Annotated in this window: 34 protein-coding genes and 2 tRNA genes; 34 read left to right on the plus strand and 2 right to left on the minus strand. The window is 49.7% G+C overall.

Annotated features, from left to right (window positions below; all coding sequences use genetic code 11):
• Positions 1-15 precede the first annotated feature (15 nt).
• The 34 genes from tuf to nadA all read left to right on the plus strand — a co-directional run bounded on the left by tuf (position 16) and on the right by nadA (position 18,122).
• On the plus strand, positions 16-1,209 hold the full coding sequence (tuf, locus tag DWB84_RS13885) for an elongation factor Tu (RefSeq protein ID WP_187410393.1): 1,194 nt from the start codon (positions 16-18) through the stop codon (positions 1,207-1,209).
• A 227-nt stretch (positions 1,210-1,436) separates the two neighbouring features.
• Positions 1,437-1,748, plus strand: coding sequence for a 30S ribosomal protein S10 (gene rpsJ, locus DWB84_RS13890; protein WP_187410405.1), 312 nt, complete (start codon positions 1,437-1,439; stop codon positions 1,746-1,748).
• Between the two features lie 102 nt (positions 1,749-1,850).
• Positions 1,851-2,495, plus strand: a complete 645-nt coding sequence (gene rplC, locus DWB84_RS13895; RefSeq protein WP_187410406.1) for a 50S ribosomal protein L3 — start codon at positions 1,851-1,853, stop codon at positions 2,493-2,495.
• Between the two features lie 17 nt (positions 2,496-2,512).
• Positions 2,513-3,127 carry a 50S ribosomal protein L4 gene (rplD, locus tag DWB84_RS13900; protein ID WP_187410407.1) on the plus strand — a complete coding sequence of 205 codons (615 nt, stop codon included), beginning with the start codon at positions 2,513-2,515 and terminating at the stop codon, positions 3,125-3,127.
• A complete protein-coding gene (gene rplW / locus DWB84_RS13905) occupies positions 3,124-3,420 on the plus strand; it encodes a 50S ribosomal protein L23 (RefSeq protein WP_187410408.1) in 297 nt (98 codons plus the stop codon). The genes rplD and rplW overlap by 4 nt, the downstream gene beginning before the upstream one ends.
• 14 nt (positions 3,421-3,434) lie before the next feature.
• Positions 3,435-4,259 (plus strand): 50S ribosomal protein L2, encoded by an 825-nt coding sequence (gene rplB, locus DWB84_RS13910; protein ID WP_187410409.1) that lies wholly within the window; start codon positions 3,435-3,437, stop codon positions 4,257-4,259.
• Between the two features lie 34 nt (positions 4,260-4,293).
• The gene (rpsS, locus tag DWB84_RS13915; protein ID WP_187410410.1) at positions 4,294-4,569 is read left to right on the plus strand and encodes a 30S ribosomal protein S19; all 276 of its coding nucleotides are present in this window, start codon (positions 4,294-4,296) and stop codon (positions 4,567-4,569) included.
• A 26-nt stretch (positions 4,570-4,595) separates the two neighbouring features.
• On the plus strand, positions 4,596-4,928 hold the full coding sequence (gene rplV / locus DWB84_RS13920) for a 50S ribosomal protein L22 (RefSeq protein WP_187410411.1): 333 nt from the start codon (positions 4,596-4,598) through the stop codon (positions 4,926-4,928).
• A gap of 13 nt (positions 4,929-4,941) precedes the next feature.
• Complete coding sequence (rpsC, locus tag DWB84_RS13925) at positions 4,942-5,616, plus strand: 30S ribosomal protein S3 (RefSeq protein ID WP_187410412.1); 675 nt, start codon at positions 4,942-4,944, stop codon at positions 5,614-5,616.
• A gap of 12 nt (positions 5,617-5,628) precedes the next feature.
• A complete protein-coding gene (rplP, locus tag DWB84_RS13930; RefSeq protein WP_187410413.1) occupies positions 5,629-6,042 on the plus strand; it encodes a 50S ribosomal protein L16 in 414 nt (137 codons plus the stop codon).
• A complete protein-coding gene (gene rpmC, locus DWB84_RS13935) occupies positions 6,042-6,233 on the plus strand; it encodes a 50S ribosomal protein L29 (protein WP_187410414.1) in 192 nt (63 codons plus the stop codon). Before rplP ends, rpmC begins: the two co-directional genes overlap by 1 nt.
• A 1-nt stretch (position 6,234) precedes the next feature.
• Positions 6,235-6,498: a 30S ribosomal protein S17 gene (rpsQ, locus tag DWB84_RS13940; RefSeq protein WP_187410415.1), complete on the plus strand. Its 264-nt coding sequence runs from the start codon at positions 6,235-6,237 to the stop codon at positions 6,496-6,498.
• Positions 6,499-6,530: 32 nt separating this feature from the next.
• Entirely contained in the window at positions 6,531-6,899 is a 369-nt protein-coding gene (gene rplN, locus DWB84_RS13945; RefSeq protein ID WP_187410416.1) for a 50S ribosomal protein L14, read from the plus strand.
• A 26-nt stretch (positions 6,900-6,925) separates the two neighbouring features.
• Positions 6,926-7,243, plus strand: coding sequence for a 50S ribosomal protein L24 (gene rplX, locus DWB84_RS13950; protein WP_187410417.1), 318 nt, complete (start codon positions 6,926-6,928; stop codon positions 7,241-7,243).
• A 17-nt stretch (positions 7,244-7,260) separates the two neighbouring features.
• Entirely contained in the window at positions 7,261-7,800 is a 540-nt protein-coding gene (gene rplE, locus DWB84_RS13955; protein ID WP_187410418.1) for a 50S ribosomal protein L5, read from the plus strand.
• A 12-nt stretch (positions 7,801-7,812) separates the two neighbouring features.
• A complete protein-coding gene (gene rpsN, locus DWB84_RS13960; protein WP_187410419.1) occupies positions 7,813-8,118 on the plus strand; it encodes a 30S ribosomal protein S14 in 306 nt (101 codons plus the stop codon).
• Between the two features lie 19 nt (positions 8,119-8,137).
• On the plus strand, positions 8,138-8,530 hold the full coding sequence (rpsH, locus tag DWB84_RS13965) for a 30S ribosomal protein S8 (protein ID WP_187410420.1): 393 nt from the start codon (positions 8,138-8,140) through the stop codon (positions 8,528-8,530).
• 26 nt (positions 8,531-8,556) lie between these two features.
• Positions 8,557-9,090 carry a 50S ribosomal protein L6 gene (rplF, locus tag DWB84_RS13970; protein WP_187410421.1) on the plus strand — a complete coding sequence of 178 codons (534 nt, stop codon included), beginning with the start codon at positions 8,557-8,559 and terminating at the stop codon, positions 9,088-9,090.
• A 9-nt stretch (positions 9,091-9,099) separates the two neighbouring features.
• On the plus strand, positions 9,100-9,450 hold the full coding sequence (rplR, locus tag DWB84_RS13975; protein ID WP_187410422.1) for a 50S ribosomal protein L18: 351 nt from the start codon (positions 9,100-9,102) through the stop codon (positions 9,448-9,450).
• Positions 9,451-9,461: 11 nt separating this feature from the next.
• Complete coding sequence (gene rpsE / locus DWB84_RS13980; protein WP_187410423.1) at positions 9,462-9,971, plus strand: 30S ribosomal protein S5; 510 nt, start codon at positions 9,462-9,464, stop codon at positions 9,969-9,971.
• 28 nt (positions 9,972-9,999) lie between these two features.
• Positions 10,000-10,182 (plus strand): 50S ribosomal protein L30, encoded by a 183-nt coding sequence (gene rpmD, locus DWB84_RS13985; RefSeq protein ID WP_187410424.1) that lies wholly within the window; start codon positions 10,000-10,002, stop codon positions 10,180-10,182.
• A gap of 3 nt (positions 10,183-10,185) precedes the next feature.
• Positions 10,186-10,620, plus strand: coding sequence for a 50S ribosomal protein L15 (gene rplO / locus DWB84_RS13990; RefSeq protein WP_187410425.1), 435 nt, complete (start codon positions 10,186-10,188; stop codon positions 10,618-10,620).
• Between the two features lie 11 nt (positions 10,621-10,631).
• Positions 10,632-11,975: a preprotein translocase subunit SecY gene (gene secY / locus DWB84_RS13995; RefSeq protein WP_187410426.1), complete on the plus strand. Its 1,344-nt coding sequence runs from the start codon at positions 10,632-10,634 to the stop codon at positions 11,973-11,975.
• A gap of 16 nt (positions 11,976-11,991) precedes the next feature.
• Complete coding sequence (gene rpmJ, locus DWB84_RS14000) at positions 11,992-12,108, plus strand: 50S ribosomal protein L36 (protein WP_187410427.1); 117 nt, start codon at positions 11,992-11,994, stop codon at positions 12,106-12,108.
• 192 nt (positions 12,109-12,300) lie between these two features.
• Positions 12,301-12,657, plus strand: a complete 357-nt coding sequence (gene rpsM / locus DWB84_RS14005; protein WP_187410428.1) for a 30S ribosomal protein S13 — start codon at positions 12,301-12,303, stop codon at positions 12,655-12,657.
• A 29-nt stretch (positions 12,658-12,686) separates the two neighbouring features.
• Positions 12,687-13,079, plus strand: a complete 393-nt coding sequence (gene rpsK, locus DWB84_RS14010; protein ID WP_187410429.1) for a 30S ribosomal protein S11 — start codon at positions 12,687-12,689, stop codon at positions 13,077-13,079.
• A gap of 14 nt (positions 13,080-13,093) precedes the next feature.
• A complete protein-coding gene (gene rpsD / locus DWB84_RS14015; protein ID WP_187410430.1) occupies positions 13,094-13,714 on the plus strand; it encodes a 30S ribosomal protein S4 in 621 nt (206 codons plus the stop codon).
• A 30-nt stretch (positions 13,715-13,744) separates the two neighbouring features.
• Positions 13,745-14,734, plus strand: coding sequence for a DNA-directed RNA polymerase subunit alpha (gene rpoA, locus DWB84_RS14020; protein ID WP_187410431.1), 990 nt, complete (start codon positions 13,745-13,747; stop codon positions 14,732-14,734).
• 52 nt (positions 14,735-14,786) lie between these two features.
• Positions 14,787-15,182, plus strand: coding sequence for a 50S ribosomal protein L17 (rplQ, locus tag DWB84_RS14025; protein WP_187410432.1), 396 nt, complete (start codon positions 14,787-14,789; stop codon positions 15,180-15,182).
• Positions 15,183-15,240: 58 nt separating this feature from the next.
• Positions 15,241-15,885 carry a 7-carboxy-7-deazaguanine synthase QueE gene (gene queE / locus DWB84_RS14030; RefSeq protein WP_187410433.1) on the plus strand — a complete coding sequence of 215 codons (645 nt, stop codon included), beginning with the start codon at positions 15,241-15,243 and terminating at the stop codon, positions 15,883-15,885.
• Position 15,886: 1 nt separating this feature from the next.
• Positions 15,887-16,579: a 7-cyano-7-deazaguanine synthase QueC gene (gene queC / locus DWB84_RS14035; RefSeq protein ID WP_370589720.1), complete on the plus strand. Its 693-nt coding sequence runs from the start codon at positions 15,887-15,889 to the stop codon at positions 16,577-16,579.
• A gap of 91 nt (positions 16,580-16,670) precedes the next feature.
• Positions 16,671-16,746 (plus strand) — tRNA-Lys (locus DWB84_RS14040).
• A gap of 100 nt (positions 16,747-16,846) precedes the next feature.
• Positions 16,847-16,922: transfer RNA gene (locus DWB84_RS14045), tRNA-Lys, on the plus strand.
• A gap of 132 nt (positions 16,923-17,054) precedes the next feature.
• Entirely contained in the window at positions 17,055-18,122 is a 1,068-nt protein-coding gene (gene nadA / locus DWB84_RS14050) for a quinolinate synthase NadA (protein WP_187410543.1), read from the plus strand.
• 20 nt (positions 18,123-18,142) lie between these two features.
• On the opposite strand, the gene DWB84_RS14055 is transcribed toward nadA, so the two are convergent.
• Both DWB84_RS14055 and DWB84_RS14060 read right to left on the minus strand, forming a co-directional pair.
• Positions 18,143-19,045, minus strand: coding sequence for a diguanylate cyclase (locus DWB84_RS14055; RefSeq protein ID WP_187410435.1), 903 nt, complete (start codon positions 19,043-19,045; stop codon positions 18,143-18,145).
• A 179-nt stretch (positions 19,046-19,224) separates the two neighbouring features.
• Positions 19,225-19,566, minus strand: a complete 342-nt coding sequence (locus DWB84_RS14060; protein WP_187410436.1) for a hypothetical protein — start codon at positions 19,564-19,566, stop codon at positions 19,225-19,227.
• Between the last annotated feature and the right edge of the window lie 10 nt (positions 19,567-19,576).

Here is a 19,576-nt window from a genome sequence, read left to right on the forward strand (position 1 = left end):
TAGAGGATCATCACAGTGGCAAAAGAAAAATTTGAACGCACGAAACCGCACGTGAACGTGGGTACGATTGGTCACGTAGACCATGGTAAAACCACTTTGACAGCGGCATTGACCCGCGTATGTGCGGACACCTGGGGCGGCACAGCAGTAACTTTCGATGGTATTGATGCGGCGCCAGAAGAAAAAGCGCGTGGTATTACCATTTCTACTGCACACGTTGAATACCAAAGCCCGGCTCGTCACTACGCCCACGTTGACTGCCCCGGACACGCTGACTACGTGAAAAACATGATCACCGGTGCTGCCCAGATGGACGGCGCGATCCTGGTTTGCTCTGCAGCTGACGGCCCGATGCCGCAAACTCGTGAGCACATTCTGCTGTCTCGTCAGGTAGGTGTACCTTACATCGTAGTATTCCTGAACAAAGCAGACATGGTTGACGACCCTGAGTTGTTGGAACTGGTTGAAATGGAAGTTCGTGAACTTCTGTCCAACTACGACTTCCCAGGCGACGACACTCCGATCATCGTGGGTTCTGCGTTGATGGCATTGAATGGCCAAGACGACAACGGTCTGGGTACTTCAGCTGTACGCAAACTGGTTGAAACTCTGGATGCTTACATCCCAGAGCCAGAGCGCGCAATCGACATGCCGTTCCTGATGCCGATCGAAGACGTATTCTCCATTTCCGGTCGCGGTACTGTAGTAACCGGTCGTGTAGAGCGCGGCATCATCAAAGTTGGTGAAGAGATTGAAATCGTTGGTATCAACCCAACCACCAAAACCACCTGTACTGGTGTAGAGATGTTCCGCAAGCTGCTGGACGAAGGTCGTGCAGGTGAGAACATCGGTGTATTGTTGCGCGGTACCAAGCGTGACGAAGTTGAGCGTGGTCAAGTATTGGCTAAGCCGGGCACAATCAAGCCGCACACCAAATTCCAGTCAGAAGTTTACGTTCTGTCCAAAGAAGAAGGTGGTCGTCATACTCCATTCTTCAAAGGCTATCGTCCACAGTTCTACTTCCGTACTACGGACGTAACAGGTGCGTGCGAACTGCCAGAAGGTGTTGAGATGGTAATGCCAGGCGACAACATTCAGATGACAGTGACGTTGATTGCTCCGATTGCGATGGACGAAGGTCTGCGCTTTGCGATCCGCGAAGGCGGTCGTACAGTAGGTGCGGGCGTTGTTGCCAAAATCATCGAGTAATTTTGGTACTTAAAAGAAAAAGGGGCTCAGTTGAGCCCCTTTTTTTATGTATTTGCGTAGCGCGACGTCGGTATTGGTCTCGTATAGGAGTGACTAGAGAAACAAAGCAGAAAGCTTAGTTTTTTATGTTGACAGTCTAAAACTCCACCATTAGAATTGCGCCTCCTTTGACCGGCCCCCTCCTGATGAGGCCGGGTTCTTTAAAAATTACTGGAGTTTTGGTTCCTATGCAGAATCAACGTATTCGGATTCGCTTGAAAGCATTTGATCATCGTTTGATTGATGCTTCCACGCAAGAAATAGTTGATACGGCCAAGAGAACGGGAGCGCAAGTGCGTGGCCCAATTCCTCTGCCGACTCGCAAAGAGCGCTACACGATTCTGATTTCGCCCCACGTAAACAAAGATGCGCGAGATCAATACGAGATTCGGACTCACAAGCGTCTGCTCGATATCGTAGAGCCTACTGAAAAGACTGTGGATGCCCTGATGAAGCTGGATTTGGCTGCAGGGGTAGAAGTGCAAATTAGTCTTGGCTAAAACTCCAAGCCAGACCGCCGGAAAGTTTCCTGCGGGATGTGTAACGCTCTGTAATGGGCGGCCATAGCGGGTAAAAGCCCCGTACACTGAGAGGTTAAAAAAATGACGATTGGTATAGTCGGCCGCAAGAGCGGCATGACGCGAATTTTTACAGATAGTGGTGTATCCATTCCTGTCACTGTGGTTGAGGTCGAGCCCAACCGCATCACTCAGGTCAAGAGTGTAGAAACCGACGGTTATAGTGCAGTTCAAGTTACCGTAGGGTCTCGTCGCGCCTCCCGTGTTGTCAAGCCTGCAAAAGGTCACTTCGAAAAAGCTCAAACTGAAGCTGGTCGCGGTTTGTGGGAATTGCGTAATGACGCGCAAGAAGCCTACGAAGTTGGCGGACAATTGACTGTTGAAGCATTCCAAGCTGGTCAAAAAGTTGATGTAACCGGCACCTCGAAAGGTAAAGGTTTTGCGGGTGTGATCAAGCGCTGGAACTTTGCAGCTCAAGATGCTACTCACGGCAACTCACTTTCTCATCGTGCTCCAGGTTCTATTGGTCAAAACCAAAGTCCAGGACGTGTCTTTAAAGGCAAAAAGATGGCTGGTCACATGGGTGACGAGCGTGTAACTGTTCAAAACCTTGAAGTTGTTAAGGTCGATGTTGCGCGTAATCTGTTGCTCATCAAAGGTGCCATTCCTGGTGCGCCGGGTGGTGACGTCATAGTGCGCCCCGCCGTAAAGGCGCGTAAAAACGGTTAATGTTCCTGGGGGTTATGATGGAATTAAATATTGCAACGCCCGAAGGTTCTAAAGGTACGGTTTCTGTATCGGACCTGACTTTCGGTAAAGAATTCAACCAGGATCTTGTTCACCAGGCAGTAGTTGCTTACATGTCTGCTGGGCGTCAAGGTACCAAAGCTCAGAAAAATCGCTCTGATGTTTCCGGTGGTGGAAGAAAGCCGTGGAGACAAAAAGGAACTGGCCGTGCTCGCGCGGGAAGTATCCGAAGCCCTCTGTGGCGTTCAGGTGGTGCAACGTTCGCTGCTCGTCCTCGTGATTACGAGCAAAAGTTGAACAAGAAAATGTACCGCGCTGCTTTGCGCTGCATTTTCTCTGAGTTGAATCGTCAGGATCGCTTGATTGTTGTTGAATCATTCGACGTAGATTCGCCAAAAACTAAAGCTCTTGTGCAAAAACTCTCTCAATACAATTTGAGTGATGTTCTGATTGTCTCTGAGAGCGTTAGCGAAAACCTGTATTTGGCGGCGCGAAACCTCCATAAAGTGGATGTGCGCGATGTACAAAGCATTGATCCAGTCAGTTTGATTCGGTTCGAGAAAGTAGTGGTAACGGTTTCTGCCCTCAAACAAATTGAGGAGGCTCTAGCGTGAATCAAGAACGTATTTACAAAATAATTCTGGGGCCGGTCATCTCTGAGAAGTCCGCTCAGTTGGGCGAGAGCGCTAACCTCGCTGTATTTAAAGTTGTTAAAGACGCGCAAAAGCCAGAAATCAAAGCCGCTGTTGAAAAGCTTTTTAATGTAAAAGTGAAAAGCGTTCAGGTTTTGAATGTAAAAGGAAAAACCAAACGCACTCGCCATGGCATTGGCGTTCGAAGCGATTGGAAAAAAGCCTATGTGCGTCTTGAGCAAGGTCAAGACATAGACTTTGCCTTCGCGGATTAAGGGGTGTATGCATAATGGCTATCGTTAAACGTAAACCTACATCAGCTGGCCGACGCTTTGTCATCAGCGTGGTAAATGCAGACCTGCATAAAGGCGCGCCTTATGCACCCCTGCTTGCCCCGAAAAGCAAAACGGGTGGTCGCAACAACAATGGTCGAATCACCAGTCGTCACATCGGTGGTGGTCACAAGCAGCACTATCGTCTGATCGATTTTCGTCGCGATAAAGACGGAATTCCGGCAAAAGTAGAGCGCTTGGAATACGATCCAAACCGCAGTGCACACATTGCTCTTGTTTGTTATGCCGATGGTGAGCGTCGTTACATCATTGCTCCAAAAGGGCTGAGCGCTGGAGATCGAATCGAGTCTGGTGAAGCTGCTCCAATCAAAGTTGGTAACACGTTACCTATCCGCAACATTCCGGTTGGTAGTGTTATCCATTGCTTGGAACTCAAACCTGGCAAAGGCGCACAATTGGCTCGTTCAGCTGGTGCATCTGTGCAGCTGGTTGCTCGTGAAGGCGGCTATGCGACTGTGCGTTTGAAAAGTGGTGAGATTCGAAAAATCTTGGCAGATTGCCGTGCCACTTTAGGTGAAGTGTCAAATAGTGAACATAATCTCCGCTCTCTGGGTAAAGCCGGTGCTACGCGTTGGAGAGGTGTTCGCCCGACAGTTCGCGGTGTTGCTATGAACCCTGTAGATCACCCACACGGTGGTGGTGAAGGTCGTACCTCTGGTGGCCGTCACCCAGTAACTCCATGGGGCGTTCCAACCAAGGGTTATAAGACACGTAAAAACAAGCGTACGAGCAATTTAATCGTTCGCCGTCGTAACAAGTAATTTTGACGACTAATTGATAAGCGAGGAATTTCCAGTGCCACGTTCACTGAAAAAAGGCCCCTTTGTTGATCACCACCTGTTTGCGAAGGTGGAGGCGGCCGTATCAAAAAATGATCGTCGTCCAATTAAAACTTGGTCTCGACGTTCGATGATTATTCCGCAAATGGTTGGTTTAACCTTAGCGGTTCACAATGGCCGTCAACATGTCCCCGTTTTGGTTAACGAGGAAATGGTAGGTCATAAATTAGGTGAGTTTGCTGCTACCCGCACATTCCGCGGCCATGCGGCGGATAAAAAGGCGAAGCGTTAATACGCATCAGTTATCGAGGTAGAACGATGGAAGTAGCAGCGAAATTAAGAGGTGCTGGTCTGTCGGCGCAAAAGGCGAGACTGGTAGCAGATCAGATTCGCGGAAAAAGCGTTGAGCAAGCTCTGGACATTTTGACTTTCAGTCCAAAAAAAGGCGCAGCGATAATCAAGAAAGTTTTGGAATCTGCAATCGCCAATGCCGAACATAACGAAGGCGCTGACGTTGATGAGCTGAAGGTGTCCACTATTTATGTGGATGAAGGTTTAACTATGAAGCGGGTGAGACCGCGCGCTAAAGGTCGAGCAGACCGTATTAGCAAGCGCACTTGTCACATTACCGTTAAAGTAGCCGATCAATAAGAGAGCGCGCGTTATGGGTCAAAAAGTACATCCGACAGGAATTCGTCTCGGAATCGTAAAAAAGCATACTTCAACTTGGTATGCCGGCAAGAAACAATACGCCGCTAAATTGTTGACGGATCTGAAAGTTCGGGAATACATCCGAACCGCGCTTGCCAGCGCATCAGTGAGCCGCGTTGACATCGAGCGTCCGGCGAATACTGCACGTGTGACTATTCATACCGCACGCCCTGGTATTGTGATTGGCAAAAAAGGTGAGGACGTTGAAAAACTGCGCGCTGAAATCAGCAAGCAGATGGGAGTTCCCGTCCACATCAATATTGAAGAAATTCGCAAGCCCGATCTTGATGCCGCTCTGGTTGCGCAAAGTGTTGCTCAACAGCTCGAGCGTCGCGTGATGTTCCGTCGAGCGATGAAGCGTGCTGTGCAAAATGCCATACGCCAAGGCGCCGAAGGGGTCAAAATTCAAGTAAGTGGCCGCTTGGGTGGTGCTGAAATCGCGCGTACAGAATGGTATCGCGAAGGTCGAGTACCTCTTCACACGCTCCGAGCTGATATTGATTACGCCACCGCTGAAGCTTCGACTACCTATGGGATCATCGGTGTAAAAGTTTGGATCTTCAAAGGTGAGATCATAGGCGGTCTGGACGAAGTCGAGGCCAACCAAAAGAAAAAGGGCACAAAATAAGGGGTACGCAATATGATGCAGCCGAAGCGTACGAAGTTTCGCAAGCAACAGAAAGGCCGTAATAGAGGCTTGGCCCAGCGTGGGTCAAAAGTAAGTTTTGGCGAGTATGGCTTGAAAGCTACTGGCCGTGGCCGGTTGACTGCTCGACAAATCGAAGCAGCGCGTCGAGCGATGACTCGACACGTTAAGCGTGGTGGCAAAGTTTGGATTCGCGTGTTTCCTGATAAGCCAATTACCCAAAAACCTTTGGAAGTTCGTCAAGGTAAAGGTAAGGGTTCTGTCGAGTATTGGGTAGCGCAGATCCAGCCAGGTAAAGTTCTCTATGAAATGGAGGGCGTTCCTGAGGAAACAGCACGAGAAGCATTTGCTCTTGCGGCTGCCAAATTGCCAGTCGAAACAACATTTGTTAAGCGGACGGTGATGTAATGAAAGCGAAAGATTTAGTTGGAAAAACCGTCGAGGAGCTTAATGCTGAACTGCTGAGTCAGCTGCAAGCTCAGTTCAAACTGAGAATGCAAGCTTCTACCGGTCAATTAACTCAAACGCATTTGCTGAAGCAGACGCGTCGCGACATTGCACGCATCAAAACTGTATTGCAGCAGAAGACAGGTGCTTAATATGTCAGAGAATAAAGTAGTTCGCACATTAACTGGTCGAGTAGTCAGCGACAAAATGGATAAATCCATCGTTGTCTTGATTGAACGCCGAGTTAAGCACCCTGTGTATGGTAAATACGTCAGCCGCTCGTCCAAGCTCAAAGCTCATGACGAGAATAACGAGTGCCGTATTGGCGATCTGGTCACAATTGCAGAGTCTCGTCCCATTTCCAAAACCAAATCTTGGAAATTGGTAAAAATCGAAGAGCGCGCGACGGCGATCTGAGTTGCCACTAATAAGGTTTTGGAGATTAGAACATGATTCAGACTCAGTCCTATTTGGAAGTGGCAGATAACAGCGGTGCCCGCCGTGTCATGTGCATTAAGGTGTTGGGTGGATCTCACCGTCGTTATGCCAATGTCGGGGACATTATTAAAGTGACCGTCAAGGAAGCTATTCCACGCGGAAAAGTGAAGAAAGGACAAGTCATGAAAGCTGTAGTGGTTCGCACCAAAAAAGGTGTTCGCCGCAGCGATGGTTCCTTGATTCGTTTTGATGACAATGCTGCAGTTTTATTGAACAACCAGGAAGCTCCAGTGGGCACTCGTATTTTCGGGCCCGTAACTCGCGAGCTGCGCAGCGAGAAGTTTATGAAGATCATTTCCTTGGCGCCGGAAGTGCTTTGATCAGCGCCGAAATTGAGGGTTAGGTAATGCGAAAAATTAAACGTAATGACGAAGTTATCGTGATTACAGGTCGCGATAAAGGTAAGCGCGGAAAGGTAAATCGCGTACTGCCTGACGGACGATTAATTGTGTCCGGCGTGCAGGTGATTAAAAAGCATCAGAAGCCTAACCCACAGTTGGGTGTCGCTGGTGGTATCGTCGAAAAAGAGGCTCCGATTCAGGCGTCTAACGTTGCTATCTACAATCCAGCAACCAAAAAAGCTGATAGGGTTGGATTTAAGTTGCTTGAAGATGGCAGCAAGATCCGCGTATTTAAATCCAATGGCGAAGCGGTAGACGCGTAAAAGGCATTGAGAGAGCTATGGCCAGATTACAAGAAGTGTACAAAAAAGAGATCGTTAATAAACTGAAAAACGAGCTCGGTTTAAAGAACGTAATGGAGATCCCTAAGATCACCAAAATCACCGTCAATATGGGTGTTGGTGAAGCTGTAGGTGACAAAAAAGTTTTGGAAAATGCGGTTGCAGATTTGGAGAAAATCACCGGTCAAAAAGCGGTGGTTACAAAAGCTCGCAAATCTATCGCTGGCTTCAAAATTCGTGAAGGCTGGCCAATTGGCTGCAAGGTCACTTTGCGTAACGAAAAAATGTATGAATTCTTGGATCGCCTGATCTCCATTGCGATTCCTCGTATTCGCGACTTCCGTGGGATCAGCCCGAAACAATTCGACGGCCGTGGCAACTTCTCCATGGGCGTTAGCGAGCAGATCATTTTCCCGGAAATTGAGTACGACAAGATCGACAAACTTCGCGGTCTTGATATTTGTATCTCTACCACCGCTCGTACAGACGACGAAGGTCGAGCGTTGTTGAAAGCATTCAATTTCCCATTTAAAGGTTGAGGCGAATTTCAAATGGCAAAGACATCCATGATCATTCGCGATCAAAAGCGCGCGAAATTGAGTGCAAAATATGCAGAACGTCGCGCTGCACTTAAAGCGATTATTGCGAGCCCAAATTCCACAGACGAACAAGTTTGGGAAGCTCAAATTAAATTGCAAAAGTTGCCACGAGACTCTAGCAAAGCACGTATTCAACGCAGATGCCAAGTCACCGGCCGACCACACGGCGTGTATCGCAAATTTGGTCTCTGCCGAAATAAGATTCGGGAAGCCGCCATGCGTGGTGATATTCCTGGTTTAGTTAAGGCCAGTTGGTAATTGGGAAGGAGCAAGAAATATGAGTATGCAAGATCCTTTGGCCGATATGCTCACCCGCATTCGCAACGCGCAGTTGGTAGGAAAAACTTCAGTAGTAATGCCTTCTTCTCGTTTGAAGAAGAATGTTGCTCAAGTTCTGAAGAATGAAGGATACATTTCAGATTTTTCTGTGAGTGATAGCGCAAAGCCTGAATTGACCATCGAATTGAAATACTTCGAAGGCAAGCCGGTTATCGCTCAGTTAGATCGTGTGAGCCGCCCTGGACTGAGAGCTTACGTGAGCAAAAACGACCTTCCATCCGTTCGAGGTGGATTGGGTATAGCGATTGTTTCCACCAGTAAAGGCGTTATGACAGATCGTGCCGCTCGAGCAGCCGGTGTTGGTGGGGAAGTACTTTGTACCGTATTTTGATACGTCAGAATTAGTGGGAATTTGTCATGTCACGTGTTGCAAACAATCCAGTTCAACTGCCTTCTGGCGTTGAAGTTGTGATCAAAGGCCAGAGTCTCACCATTAAAGGTGCCAAAGGCTCTTTGGGGTTAGAGATTCACAATAACGTTACCGTTAAGCAAGAAGACAATATTCTGACGTTTGCTGCGCGCGACGGCGGAAAGCAGTCCAAAGCTCTCGCGGGCACTACCCGTGCTCTCGTTAATAACATGGTGACAGGCGTAACCAAAGGCTTCGAACGCAAGCTCCAATTGGTTGGGGTTGGTTATCGTGCCAAAGCGAATGGCAATGTGTTGAGCTTGTCACTCGGTTTTTCGCATCCAGTGGACTATCAAGTTCCCGCGGGTGTGGTAGTTGAAACTCCGACTCAGACCGAAATTGTTCTCAAAGCCGCTGATAAGCAGTTGTTGGGCCAAGTCGCTTCTGAAATTCGCGCATTCCGCGCTCCTGAGCCTTACAAAGGTAAAGGTGTCCGGTATTCCGATGAAAACGTTCTGCGTAAAGAAGCGAAGAAGAAATAGGAATTATTTATGACCGATAAAAAAGTTTCACGTCTTCGTCGTGCGCAGCGTTCTCGTATCAGAATGCGAGAATTGGGTGCGATCCGACTGTGCATTCACCGCACTCCGCGTCATATGTATGCGCAAATTATTGGTGCTGAAGGCGATAAAGTAATAGCTTCCGCGTCAACTCTTGATAAAGAGTTGCGATCTGGATCTACAGGTAATGTGGAAGCAGCTAAAGCCGTAGGTAAATTGATTGCTGACCGAGCGAAAGCCGCGGGCATTGAGCGCGTAGCATTTGACCGTAGCGGTTTCAGATATCACGGTCGTGTAAAAGCATTGGCAGATGCAGCCCGCGAGGCCGGATTACAATTTTAAAGGTTTGAATTATGTCGATGAATGAGAAAGAGAAAGGCAGCGCGGAAGGTTTGCAGGAAAAATTGGTCCAAGTAAACCGTGTGGCCAAAACTGTAAAAGGTGGACGAATCTTTGCGTTTACTGCATTGACAGTAGTTGGTGATGGTAACGGCCGAGTAGGTTTTGGTCGAGGAAAGGCGCGAGAAGTTCCTGTTGCCATTCAGAAAGCTATGGAAGCTGCTCGACGTAATATGATCAGCGTTGATCTGAAAGGTGATACCATCCACTACCCAACTCGTGGTCGCCATGGTGCCTCCAAGGTATACATGCAACCAGCATCACCTGGTACTGGTGTAATTGCTGGCGGCGCTATGCGTGCGGTGCTGGAAATTGCCGGAGTTCAAAACGTATTGGCCAAGTGCTATGGCTCGACCAATCCGGTAAACGTTGTTCGCGCAACTTTTAAAGCTCTCGGTGCAATGCAATCTCCAGAGTCCGTGGCCGCCAAGCGTGGAAAAACGGTTGAAGAAATCACCGGTTAATAACTAGTTATTGTTGGGTACGAATACCATGGCAAATAAAACTATCAAAGTGACCCAGGTCAAAAGTGCTTTTGGTCGCTTGAAAGCGCATAAGGCCTGTGTGATCGGCTTGGGCCTACGTCGTATCGGTCATACTGTCGAAGTGCAAGATACTCCTGCTATCCGCGGTATGATCAATAAGATTTCATATATGGTTAAGGTTGAGGACTAACAGATGCATCTGAATACATTGAGTCCTGGTCCAGGCAGTAGGACTTCACGTAGACGTGTTGGTCGCGGAATTGGATCTGGTTTGGGCAAAACTTGTGGTCGTGGCCATAAAGGTCAACGCGCTCGTAAAAGTGGTAATGTCCGCCCAGGTTTCGAAGGCGGTCAGATGCCTTTGCAGAAGCGTCTGCCTAAGTATGGTTTTACTAGCCGTGTAAGTCTTGCGGCTGCCGAAGTTCGGTTGGCTGAACTCAACAATGTTGAAGCTGAAATCATTGATCTGGAAGCGCTGCGCGCTGCCAACGTGATTGGTCACAACATCAAGAGCGTTAAAATCTTCCTATCTGGAGAGATTACCAAAGCCGTTACCGTTAAAGGTTTGGCAGTAAGCAAAGGCGCTAGAGAAGCTATTCAAGCAGCCGGTGGCAAAGTAGAAGATTAAGAGAGGCTCTCATGGCGGCGCCGGGTGCATTATCTCTAGGCAACCAGAAAGGTTTGGGCGAGCTTTGGGCTCGCCTTAAGTTTTTATTTATCGCTCTATTGGTCTACCGCATAGGTACCCACATCCCGGTTCCAGGTATTGATCCGGGCCAGGTGCAGGCACTTTTCGAGCAGAATGAGGGCACTTTCCTCGGAATGCTGAATATGTTCTCAGGTGGTGCGTGGGAGCGTATGAGTATCCTGGCGTTGGGGATCATGCCCTATATCTCGGCGTCGATCATCATGCAAATGATGACCGCAGTGGTTCCTTCTCTCGAGGCAATCAAGAAAGAAGGCGAGGCCGGACGACGTAAGATCAGTCAGTACACTCGCTATCTCACGGTTATTCTTGCGCTGATTCAAGGCGTGATAATGGTTGCCGGGATGGCCAGCCAAGGTATGGCTTTTGCGGCTATGCCGACCTTTAGCTTCTATCTGATCGCTGTTACTTCTGTGGTAACTGGTGCGGTCTTTATGATGTGGCTGGGAGAGCAGATCACCGAGCGTGGCGTAGGCAACGGAATCTCCATGCTGATTTTTGCTGGGATCGTGGCCGGTTTGCCCGGAGCCTTCGGCACCGTTATTGAAAGCACCAGACAAGGTAATTTGCATCCGCTGATGCTGTTGGTGATTTTGGTCGGGGTTATGGCGATTGTTTGGTTCGTGGTGCGTATGGAACGCGGTCAGCGCCGTATCACCATCAACTACGCGAAGCGACAGCAAGGTCGTCATGGCTATGCGCAACAAACAAGCCATTTACCTTTGAAGATCAACATGGCTGGTGTGATTCCAGTCATTTTCGCAAGCAGCTTGTTGTTGTTCCCGGCTTCTATTGCTCAGTGGTTTGGGCAATCAAGCGAAGGTAAAGTCGGCGAGATCTTGCAAGATATAGCGCTTGCTATTGGTCCTGGCCAACCGTTGAATTTTATTGTTTTCGGTGGATTGATCATTCTGTTCTGCTTCGTTTACACAGCAATGATTTATAATCCCAAGGAAGTAGCTGACAATCTGAAAAAAGGCGGCGCTTATATCCCAGGTATTCGTCCGGGTGAGCAGTCAGCCAAATACATCGATAACGTTCTGACCCGTTTGACTTTGATCGGATCGATCTATATTGCTGCGGTAGCACTTTTACCTCAATTCCTGGTTGCTTATACCGGAATACCGGTTTATCTCGGCGGTACCTCGCTGTTGATCGTGGTGGTTGTGGTGATGGACTTTATGTCTCAGATCCAGTCGCATTTGATGTCGCATCAGTACGAGTCAGTGCTTAAGAAAGCGAATTTAAAAGGGTATGGCAGCGGTAACACGCGCTAAATGTGAGGTTAGAGACATGAAAGTAAGAGCATCTGTAAAGAAAGTCTGCAGAAATTGCAAGGTGGTTCGTCGTAAAGGTGTTTTGCGCGTTATTTGCAACGTGACCCCAAAGCATAAGCAACGTCAAGGTTGATTGTTGCCGGCGGTCTTCAGCGAAGGCCGCCTTCAGGGAGGATTCTAGGGGGTACTAACTGTCGGGGACTCTTCTCCTATTGAATTCCGGTGATCGAATGGGTATTATCCCGCGCCCCTGTATTCAGGGCCGCGGAGATGTCTTTTTTATCGCCGTTAGTACCGCAGAACAAAAGTTATTGGAGTAATCCGAATGGCCCGTATTGCTGGTGTCAACATACCAGACCAAAAACACACAGTAATTTCCCTAACATACGTTTACGGAATCGGTCGCACACGTGCAAAAGCAATTTGCGCAGCTGCTGGTATTGCAGAAAGCGCCAAAGTGAGCACACTGAGTGAAGATCAGCTCGAAGCGATTCGTAACGAAGTTGCCAAATACACAGTAGAAGGTGACTTGCGTCGTGAAGTTTCAATGAGCATCAAGCGGCTGATGGACTTAGGTTGCTACCGTGGTTTGCGTCATCGCCGCAACCTGCCGGTTCGCGGTCAGCGCACCAAGACAAATGCACGTACCCGTAAAGGTCCGCGCAAGCCGATCAAACGCTAATTTAACCGTTCAACGTTAGGAAAATTACGATGGCTAAGCCAACTAAAGGCGCTCCACGCAAAAAGGTCAAAAAGACCGTTGTGGATGGTGTGGCGCATATTCACGCATCCTTTAACAACACCATAGTTACTATCACCGATCGTCAGGGCAACACTTTGAGCTGGGCGACTTCCGGTGGTTCAGGTTTCCGCGGATCTCGTAAAAGTACTCCGTTCGCAGCACAGGTCGCCGCTGAGCGAGCTGGACAAGCCGCTCTGGAATACGGTTTGAAAAATCTTGACGTCGAAGTCAAAGGTCCAGGGCCAGGCCGCGAGTCAGCAGTGCGCGCTCTGAACAACATTGGCTACAAAATTACCAACATTACTGACGTCACGCCAATTCCACATAACGGCTGCCGTCCGCCTAAAAAGCGTCGCGTGTGAGGGGGTAGAGAACCATGGCTCGTTATATTGGACCAACCTGTAAACTTGCTCGTCGCGAAGGTACAGATCTGTTTTTGAAGAGTGGCGTTCGTCCGCTCGAATCCAAGTGCAAAATCGAAACTGGCCCTGGCCAGCACGGTCAGCGTCGTGGTCGTTTGTCTGACTACGGTGTACAGCACCGTGAAAAGCAGAAAGTTCGTCGTATCTACGGAATTCTGGAAAAGCAATTTAAGAATTACTACACCGAAGCTGCTCGTCGTAAGGGCGCAACCGGTGAGAATCTGCTGCAGCTTCTCGAGTGCCGTTTGGACAACGTCGTTTATCGCATGGGCTTTGGTGCAACTCGCGCCGAATCTCGTCAGCTCGTTAGCCACAAAGCGATTACTGTAAACGGTAAGACTTTGAACATCCCTTCCTATCAAGTACGTGTAGGTGATGTGATTGCTGTACGCGAGAAGGCAAAGAATCAATTGCGAGTTCAAAACGCATTGAATATCGCCAGCCAACGCGGTGATGTTGATTGGGTTGATGTGAACACCGAAAAGAAGGAAGGCGTATTTAAGCGCGTTCCAGATCGTAGTGATTTGTCAGCGGATATCAACGAGAACCTGATCGTCGAGCTTTACTCGAAGTAAGCCAAGTCCAACCTGTTGACAGGAATGCTTATGCAAACTGCTGTGAATGATTTCTTGACGCCGAAAAATATCGATGTCACCGAACTTAGCCCCACAAGGGCGAGGGTAGTGCTCGAGCCGCTCGAGCGCGGCTTCGGCCATACCCTGGGCAACGCTTTGCGTCGCATCCTGCTGTCGTCTATGCCAGGTTGTGCGATTACCGAAGTTGAAATCGAAGGCGTGCAACACGAATACAGTGCAATCGAAGGTGTGCAGGAGGACGTTATCGAAATCCTGCTCAACCTGAAAGAAGTTGCTGTGGTAATGCACGGTAAGGATGTTTCTGTTCTGACGTTGAGCAAGCGTGGTCCTGGCCCTGTCACCGCTGGTGATATCAAACTGGACCATGATGTTGAGATTAAGAATCCACAGGCGGTGATCGCCAATATCACTGCCGATGTTGAACTCAATATGCGCCTCACCGTAACTCGCGGCCGTGGCTACCAGCCTGCTGATGCTCGTTCACGGGATGACGAAGAGACGCGCGCTATTGGTCGACTGCAATTGGATGCCAGCTACAGCCCGGTAAAACGTCTTGCTTACACCGTAGAAAGTGCGCGTGTTGAGCAGCGTACGAACTTGGACAAGTTGGTACTTGATCTCGAAACCAACGGCACTATAGACCCTGAAGAAGCTATCCGTCGTGCGGCTACCATTCTGCAACAGCAGTTGGCTGTGTTCGTTGATCTGGAAGGCGAAAAAGAAGCGGAGCCAGAGAAGAAAGAAGATCAAATCGATCCGATTCTGCTGCGCCCCGTGGACGATCTGGAACTCACTGTTCGCTCCGCGAACTGCTTGAAGGCCGAAAATATCTATTACATTGGCGATCTCATTCAGCGCACCGAAGTGGAGCTCTTGAAGACTCCAAACTTGGGTAAAAAATCGCTGACTGAGATCAAGGACATCCTGGCCTCGCGCGGTTTGTCATTGGGTATGCGCTTAGAGAACTGGCCTCCCGCCAGTCTGAAGGGCAATGATTAATTCACCGCTTGGTGAAGTTTGCTGAGATAGCAATCGAAAAAGGTATAACGTCATGCGTCATCGTCTTAGTGGCCGTCAATTAAATCGAAATGCATCCCACCGGAAAGCCATGTTCCGCAATATGGTGAATTCATTGGTGGAACATGAACTCATTAAAACCACCTTGCCAAAGGCAAAGGAGTTGCGTCGTTTTGCAGAACCTTTGATCACTCTCAGCAAGAATGACAGCGTTGCAAATCGTCGTTTGGCGTTCAATCGCCTGCGCGATAAGAAAGCTGTAGGTAAGTTGTTTAATGAGTTGGGACCTCGTTTCGCCAATCGTCCAGGTGGTTACCTGCGTATTCTGAAGTGCGGTTTCCGTCCTGGTGATAATGCTCCTTTGGCTTACGTAGAACTGGTTGATCGTCCGGTTCAAGGTAAAGTAGAAGAAGCGGCTTCTGCTGAATAATTCAGTATGAGGTGCAAAAAACCGGGCATCGCCCGGTTTTTTTATTTGTGGTTTTGATATGACTGAGCTGCGGATCACCGAGATTTTTTTGTCGCTGCAGGGTGAAGCCAAAGTCGTAGGCCTGCCGACCGTATTTGTGCGCCTGACGGGATGTCCTCTGCGTTGCGGTTATTGCGATTCGGCTTACGCGTTTTACGGCGGCAAAAAAATTTCCGTTGACGAGATTCTTGCGCAGGTTCGCGCGTTTAATGTTCGCCATGTTTGTGTAACCGGTGGCGAGCCTTTGGCGCAGCCCGATGTTCGCGTTTTGTTGCGCGAATTGTGCGATATAGGCAAGTCGGTTTCGCTGGAAACCAGTGGGGCTATGTCAATCGCCGATGTCGATCCCAGAGTCAGTGTAGTAATGGATATTAAAACGCCGGGATCTGGCGAAAGCCACCGCAATCTTTTGGATAATTTGCCCCTGCTTGGCGAAAAGGATCAGATTAAATTCGTTATTTGCAGCCGCGAAGACTACGAGTGGGCGCGGTTTAAATTAGCGGAGTGGAATCTCGCGGAGCGCGCGGGAGAAATTTTATTTTCTCCCAGCTATGGAGTGGTGAATCCAAGAGATTTGGCGGATTGGATAGTCGCAGATCGTCTGCCTGTGCGGATGCAGATTCAGTTGCACAAGCTTCTTTGGGGCGATGTGCCGGGGGTGTAGCGTGAGCGAATTAAAACGAAATGTAGCCGTAGTATTGGTATCAGGTGGTTTGGATTCTGCCACGGTTTTGGCGATGGCCCGCAAAGAAGGTTTCGCTTGCTATACGCTGAGTTTTGATTACGGGCAGCGTCATAGAGCGGAATTAATCGCGGCAGAGAGAGTGTCTTCCGAGTTGGGTGCGGTTGCCCATAAAGTCGTTAAATTGGATTTGGGATCGATCGGCGGTTCTGCTTTAACGGATGATCGCATAGATGTGCCCGAGCAGGAGACAGATGGAATTCCGGTTACTTACGTACCTGCGCGCAATACAGTATTTCTGTCGATTGCGTTGGGTTGGGCGGAAGTTTTAAATGCGTCGGCGATTTTTATCGGCGTTAATGCGGTGGATTATTCCGGTTACCCGGATTGCCGGCCGGAATATATTGCCGCTTTCCAAACGCTCGCCAATCTTGCGACGCGCGCGGGAGTCGAGGGAAATAGCATCGAAATTCGCACGCCGCTGATTCAGTTGAGCAAGGGCGAAATTATTCGTAAAGGTTTGGAATTGGGCATTGATTACCATCTGACGGTGTCCTGCTATCAGGCGACGGAAGAGGGGCTTGCTTGTGGGAAGTGTGATTCCTGCCGGTTGCGCCGTAAGGGTTTTATGGATCTTGGTGTGCCCGACCAGACTCACTACAAAAGACAAGATTAAGCGATAAATTTTTAGTCTGTATTGAGGTGCCAAAAGGCTAAAAAAAATTCTTGTTTTTTATGGGCAAATCATTACTATATGCGCCTCTTTTGGGTCGTTAGCTCAGTCGGTAGAGCAGTTGGCTTTTAACCAATTGGTCACTGGTTCGAATCCAGTACGACCCACCATTTTTAGACTCATTCGCACATTGAATGACGTCGCACATGCAAGTTTGTGCATGTAATTAGATTAAGCGATTGATTCGCGTAGATTCAGAAGAAAAGTTTCGGGTCGTTAGCTCAGTCGGTAGAGCAGTTGGCTTTTAACCAATTGGTCACTGGTTCGAATCCAGTACGACCCACCATTTTAAGGGGAGCCTAGGCTCCCTTTTTTATTGCCTTTTGTCTGACGGCTGGTAACGCTTTGCCGTTGAAGTGATCAAAACTTCAGCAGTTAGCGTAAACTTTGTTACCTGTTTCTTTGGAGAGTCTGTTTGATGGCAGTGGAAGAAGTTCCTGTTCGCGTTGGGTCTGACGATAAACCCAGTCCGGTTGATTTGGTGCGCCAGCACTTGGATCGCATTCCGGTTCAGCATCGCCCGGATCCTGAGCAAGTGGCTGAGCAAAAGGAAAGAATCAAGGCGCTGCTCAAACAGCACAATGCGGTACTGGTCGCTCACTACTATACGGATCCCGAAGTACAGGCGCTGGCGGAAGAGACCGGGGGCTGCGTTTCCGATTCGCTGGAAATGGCCCGTTTCGGTAAGAATCATTCTGCCGATACATTGATCGTCGCCGGCGTCAAATTTATGGGCGAAACGGCCAAGATTCTCTCCCCGGAGAAGCGCGTGCTGATGCCGACCCTGGAAGCGACCTGCTCCTTGGATATTGGTTGCCCGGCAGACGAATTTAGTGCGTTCTGCGACGCGCATCCAGATCGCACGGTGGTGGTTTACGCCAATACCTCAGCGGCTGTTAAAGCGCGCGCGGATTGGGTGGTGACTTCGAGCATTGCGGTCGACGTGGTGGACTATCTGGATCGCCAGGGCAAGAAAATTCTCTGGGCCCCTGACCGTCACCTGGGAAGCTATGTGCAGAAGACTACGGGCGCAGATGTGCTCTTGTGGGACGGTGCCTGTATCGTCCACGAAGAGTTCAAGGCGCGCGGTGTGGAAGAGCTGAAAGCGCAACACCCGGATGCGGCCATATTGGTTCACCCGGAATCGCCAGAAGCGGTGGTGGCTTTGGCGGATGTGGTCGGCTCAACGTCGCAATTGATTCGCGCCGCGCAAACCCTGCCTCATCGCAAGTTTATAGTCGCGACCGACCAGGGCATCTTTTACAAGATGCAGCAGACCTGTCCGGATAAATTGTTTTATATAGCCCCCACCGCTGGCGCCGGCGCAACTTGCCGCTCATGTGCTAATTGCCCGTGGATGGCAATGAATTCGTTGGAATTGATGGCAACAGTGTTCGAGCGTCAGGACAACGAAATTTTTGTCGATCCCGAACTGGCTCGTCGCGCCATGATTCCGCTGCAACGGATGCTGGATTTCCGTAAATAAGGAGCGGTTTACAGGAAGGTTTAGCAAGCGATGGCGCGATTGCGACCATTGAGCTTGGCTTGATAGAGCAACTGATCCGCGCGGTTGAGCATGTCGTCGAAGACGGTGTCCTGCATCGCGCGGCAGGTCACCCCCAAACTTACCGTAAATCTGAATTGTTGCGTTCCGTAAGGAATAATGCGCTTTTCGCAGGTTGCCCGGATACGTTCCGCGATAGCACCTGCGCCTTGTAAATCTGCATCGGGACAGCAGATGGCAAACTCCTCGCCGCCAATCCTCCCGACAATATCTGATTCCCGCACCGCCTCCCGGCAACAATCCGCCAGAATATCCAGCGCCTTGTCTCCCGCTGCGTGACCGTAGGTGTCGTTGATGGATTTAAATTCGTCCACGTCCATCATGATGATGGAAAGGGGGCGTTTGTGGCGCTGGGCTTTGGCGAATTCAGCATGGGCAAGAGAGAAGAAATGCCGCCGGTTGCTGAGTCGCGTCAAGGGATCTGTTGTCGCCAGGCGGCGCAGCTCCTGATTGGCCACTTCCAGCTCCAGGGTCGCCTGTTTGACGCGCAGTGCGGTGCGCATACGAGCAGCGAGTATGGGGTAGACCACGGGTTTGCTGACGTAATCACTGGCACCTAAGTCGAGCGCCTTGATAATGCTGTCGTCGGCGCTGCTGGCGGAGATGATGATGACGGGTATATCAGCGGTTTCGGCAAAGCTTTTGAGTTTTTCCAAGGTTTCCAGGCCGCTCAGCCCGGGCATACGCATATCGAGAAGGATCAGGTCGGGGCGGCGGGTGGCGGCCGTGGTAATACATTCATCGCCGCTCAGGGCAATGAGGACGTCGAAGCCATCGTCGTTCAGGTCGTACTCCAGAAGTCTGGCGTTATCTTCGGAGTCATCCACTACTAAAACTGTCGGCATAAAATGGTCGCGTTTCGTTGGGGTATTGGCGGTAAAAAAGAACGTGTTCGATATTCCGTTTTGGAGGCCCTGAACTTAACTCTAGTCAAAGTTCTTCTTATTGCCGCTCTGGGTGGGCGCAAAAGGCGAGTGGATGTTGCATGGCGCGCCAGAACTTTCTGTGCGCCGCATTTTAACGGTCAAATACGCCAAAGTTGTGAATGGGGAGTGGCTTTGCGTAACTGTGAAAGTGCGAGATCGGTGAAGTAGGTTTTGCTCTGTTGCCAGCCGGCAGCGCAGTGCTGCATGCGAAACAGAAGACTGGTGACGGCTTCTTCCCAGGTCAATTCCAGTAGTCCCGGGTAATAAAACTCCTGCACCCACTTTTGAATTTGGCCGTCTTGCGGCAGTGGTCCGCGCGGATTTTCCAGGGCGAGGTCGTCACGCAGATGACAGAGAATATCGATTAATTTCTGACAGCCGTTGCTGTAACCCTTCGACAGGCTTAACAAATTGCCAAAGTGGAAGGCGCTGTGTGGCATGGTGCAGCTC

This window comes from Saccharophagus sp. K07 (genome assembly GCF_014336955.1).
Classification (GTDB): domain Bacteria; phylum Pseudomonadota; class Gammaproteobacteria; order Pseudomonadales; family Cellvibrionaceae; genus UBA5868.

What these genes read in the sequence shown, in the direction of transcription:
- rplN (WP_187410416.1), top strand. Translation starts at nt 6,531, where the DNA reads ATGATTCAGACTCAGTCCTATTTGGAAGTGGCAGATAACAGCGGTGCC.
- rpsC (WP_187410412.1), top strand. Translation starts at nt 4,942, where the DNA reads ATGGGTCAAAAAGTACATCCGACAGGAATTCGTCTCGGAATCGTAAAA.
- rplF (WP_187410421.1), top strand. Translation starts at nt 8,557, where the DNA reads ATGTCACGTGTTGCAAACAATCCAGTTCAACTGCCTTCTGGCGTTGAA.
- rplX (WP_187410417.1), top strand. Translation starts at nt 6,926, where the DNA reads ATGCGAAAAATTAAACGTAATGACGAAGTTATCGTGATTACAGGTCGC.
- rplC (WP_187410406.1), top strand. Translation starts at nt 1,851, where the DNA reads ATGACGATTGGTATAGTCGGCCGCAAGAGCGGCATGACGCGAATTTTT.
- DWB84_RS14055 (WP_187410435.1), bottom strand. Translation starts at nt 19,045, where the DNA reads ATGCCGACAGTTTTAGTAGTGGATGACTCCGAAGATAACGCCAGACTT.
- rpsQ (WP_187410415.1), top strand. Translation starts at nt 6,235, where the DNA reads ATGTCAGAGAATAAAGTAGTTCGCACATTAACTGGTCGAGTAGTCAGC.
- rpsD (WP_187410430.1), top strand. Translation starts at nt 13,094, where the DNA reads ATGGCTCGTTATATTGGACCAACCTGTAAACTTGCTCGTCGCGAAGGT.
- rplQ (WP_187410432.1), top strand. Translation starts at nt 14,787, where the DNA reads ATGCGTCATCGTCTTAGTGGCCGTCAATTAAATCGAAATGCATCCCAC.
- rplO (WP_187410425.1), top strand. Translation starts at nt 10,186, where the DNA reads ATGCATCTGAATACATTGAGTCCTGGTCCAGGCAGTAGGACTTCACGT.
- rpsM (WP_187410428.1), top strand. Translation starts at nt 12,301, where the DNA reads ATGGCCCGTATTGCTGGTGTCAACATACCAGACCAAAAACACACAGTA.
- rpsJ (WP_187410405.1), top strand. Translation starts at nt 1,437, where the DNA reads ATGCAGAATCAACGTATTCGGATTCGCTTGAAAGCATTTGATCATCGT.
- rpoA (WP_187410431.1), top strand. Translation starts at nt 13,745, where the DNA reads ATGCAAACTGCTGTGAATGATTTCTTGACGCCGAAAAATATCGATGTC.
- rplB (WP_187410409.1), top strand. Translation starts at nt 3,435, where the DNA reads ATGGCTATCGTTAAACGTAAACCTACATCAGCTGGCCGACGCTTTGTC.
- rplR (WP_187410422.1), top strand. Translation starts at nt 9,100, where the DNA reads ATGACCGATAAAAAAGTTTCACGTCTTCGTCGTGCGCAGCGTTCTCGT.
- rpsK (WP_187410429.1), top strand. Translation starts at nt 12,687, where the DNA reads ATGGCTAAGCCAACTAAAGGCGCTCCACGCAAAAAGGTCAAAAAGACC.
- rpsN (WP_187410419.1), top strand. Translation starts at nt 7,813, where the DNA reads ATGGCAAAGACATCCATGATCATTCGCGATCAAAAGCGCGCGAAATTG.
- secY (WP_187410426.1), top strand. Translation starts at nt 10,632, where the DNA reads ATGGCGGCGCCGGGTGCATTATCTCTAGGCAACCAGAAAGGTTTGGGC.
- rpmD (WP_187410424.1), top strand. Translation starts at nt 10,000, where the DNA reads ATGGCAAATAAAACTATCAAAGTGACCCAGGTCAAAAGTGCTTTTGGT.
- nadA (WP_187410543.1), top strand. Translation starts at nt 17,055, where the DNA reads ATGGCAGTGGAAGAAGTTCCTGTTCGCGTTGGGTCTGACGATAAACCC.
- DWB84_RS14060 (WP_187410436.1), bottom strand. Translation starts at nt 19,566, where the DNA reads ATGCCACACAGCGCCTTCCACTTTGGCAATTTGTTAAGCCTGTCGAAG.
- rpmJ (WP_187410427.1), top strand. Translation starts at nt 11,992, where the DNA reads ATGAAAGTAAGAGCATCTGTAAAGAAAGTCTGCAGAAATTGCAAGGTG.
- rplE (WP_187410418.1), top strand. Translation starts at nt 7,261, where the DNA reads ATGGCCAGATTACAAGAAGTGTACAAAAAAGAGATCGTTAATAAACTG.
- rplV (WP_187410411.1), top strand. Translation starts at nt 4,596, where the DNA reads ATGGAAGTAGCAGCGAAATTAAGAGGTGCTGGTCTGTCGGCGCAAAAG.
- rplD (WP_187410407.1), top strand. Translation starts at nt 2,513, where the DNA reads ATGGAATTAAATATTGCAACGCCCGAAGGTTCTAAAGGTACGGTTTCT.
- rplP (WP_187410413.1), top strand. Translation starts at nt 5,629, where the DNA reads ATGATGCAGCCGAAGCGTACGAAGTTTCGCAAGCAACAGAAAGGCCGT.
- rpsE (WP_187410423.1), top strand. Translation starts at nt 9,462, where the DNA reads ATGTCGATGAATGAGAAAGAGAAAGGCAGCGCGGAAGGTTTGCAGGAA.
- rpsH (WP_187410420.1), top strand. Translation starts at nt 8,138, where the DNA reads ATGAGTATGCAAGATCCTTTGGCCGATATGCTCACCCGCATTCGCAAC.
- queE (WP_187410433.1), top strand. Translation starts at nt 15,241, where the DNA reads ATGACTGAGCTGCGGATCACCGAGATTTTTTTGTCGCTGCAGGGTGAA.
- rpmC (WP_187410414.1), top strand. Translation starts at nt 6,042, where the DNA reads ATGAAAGCGAAAGATTTAGTTGGAAAAACCGTCGAGGAGCTTAATGCT.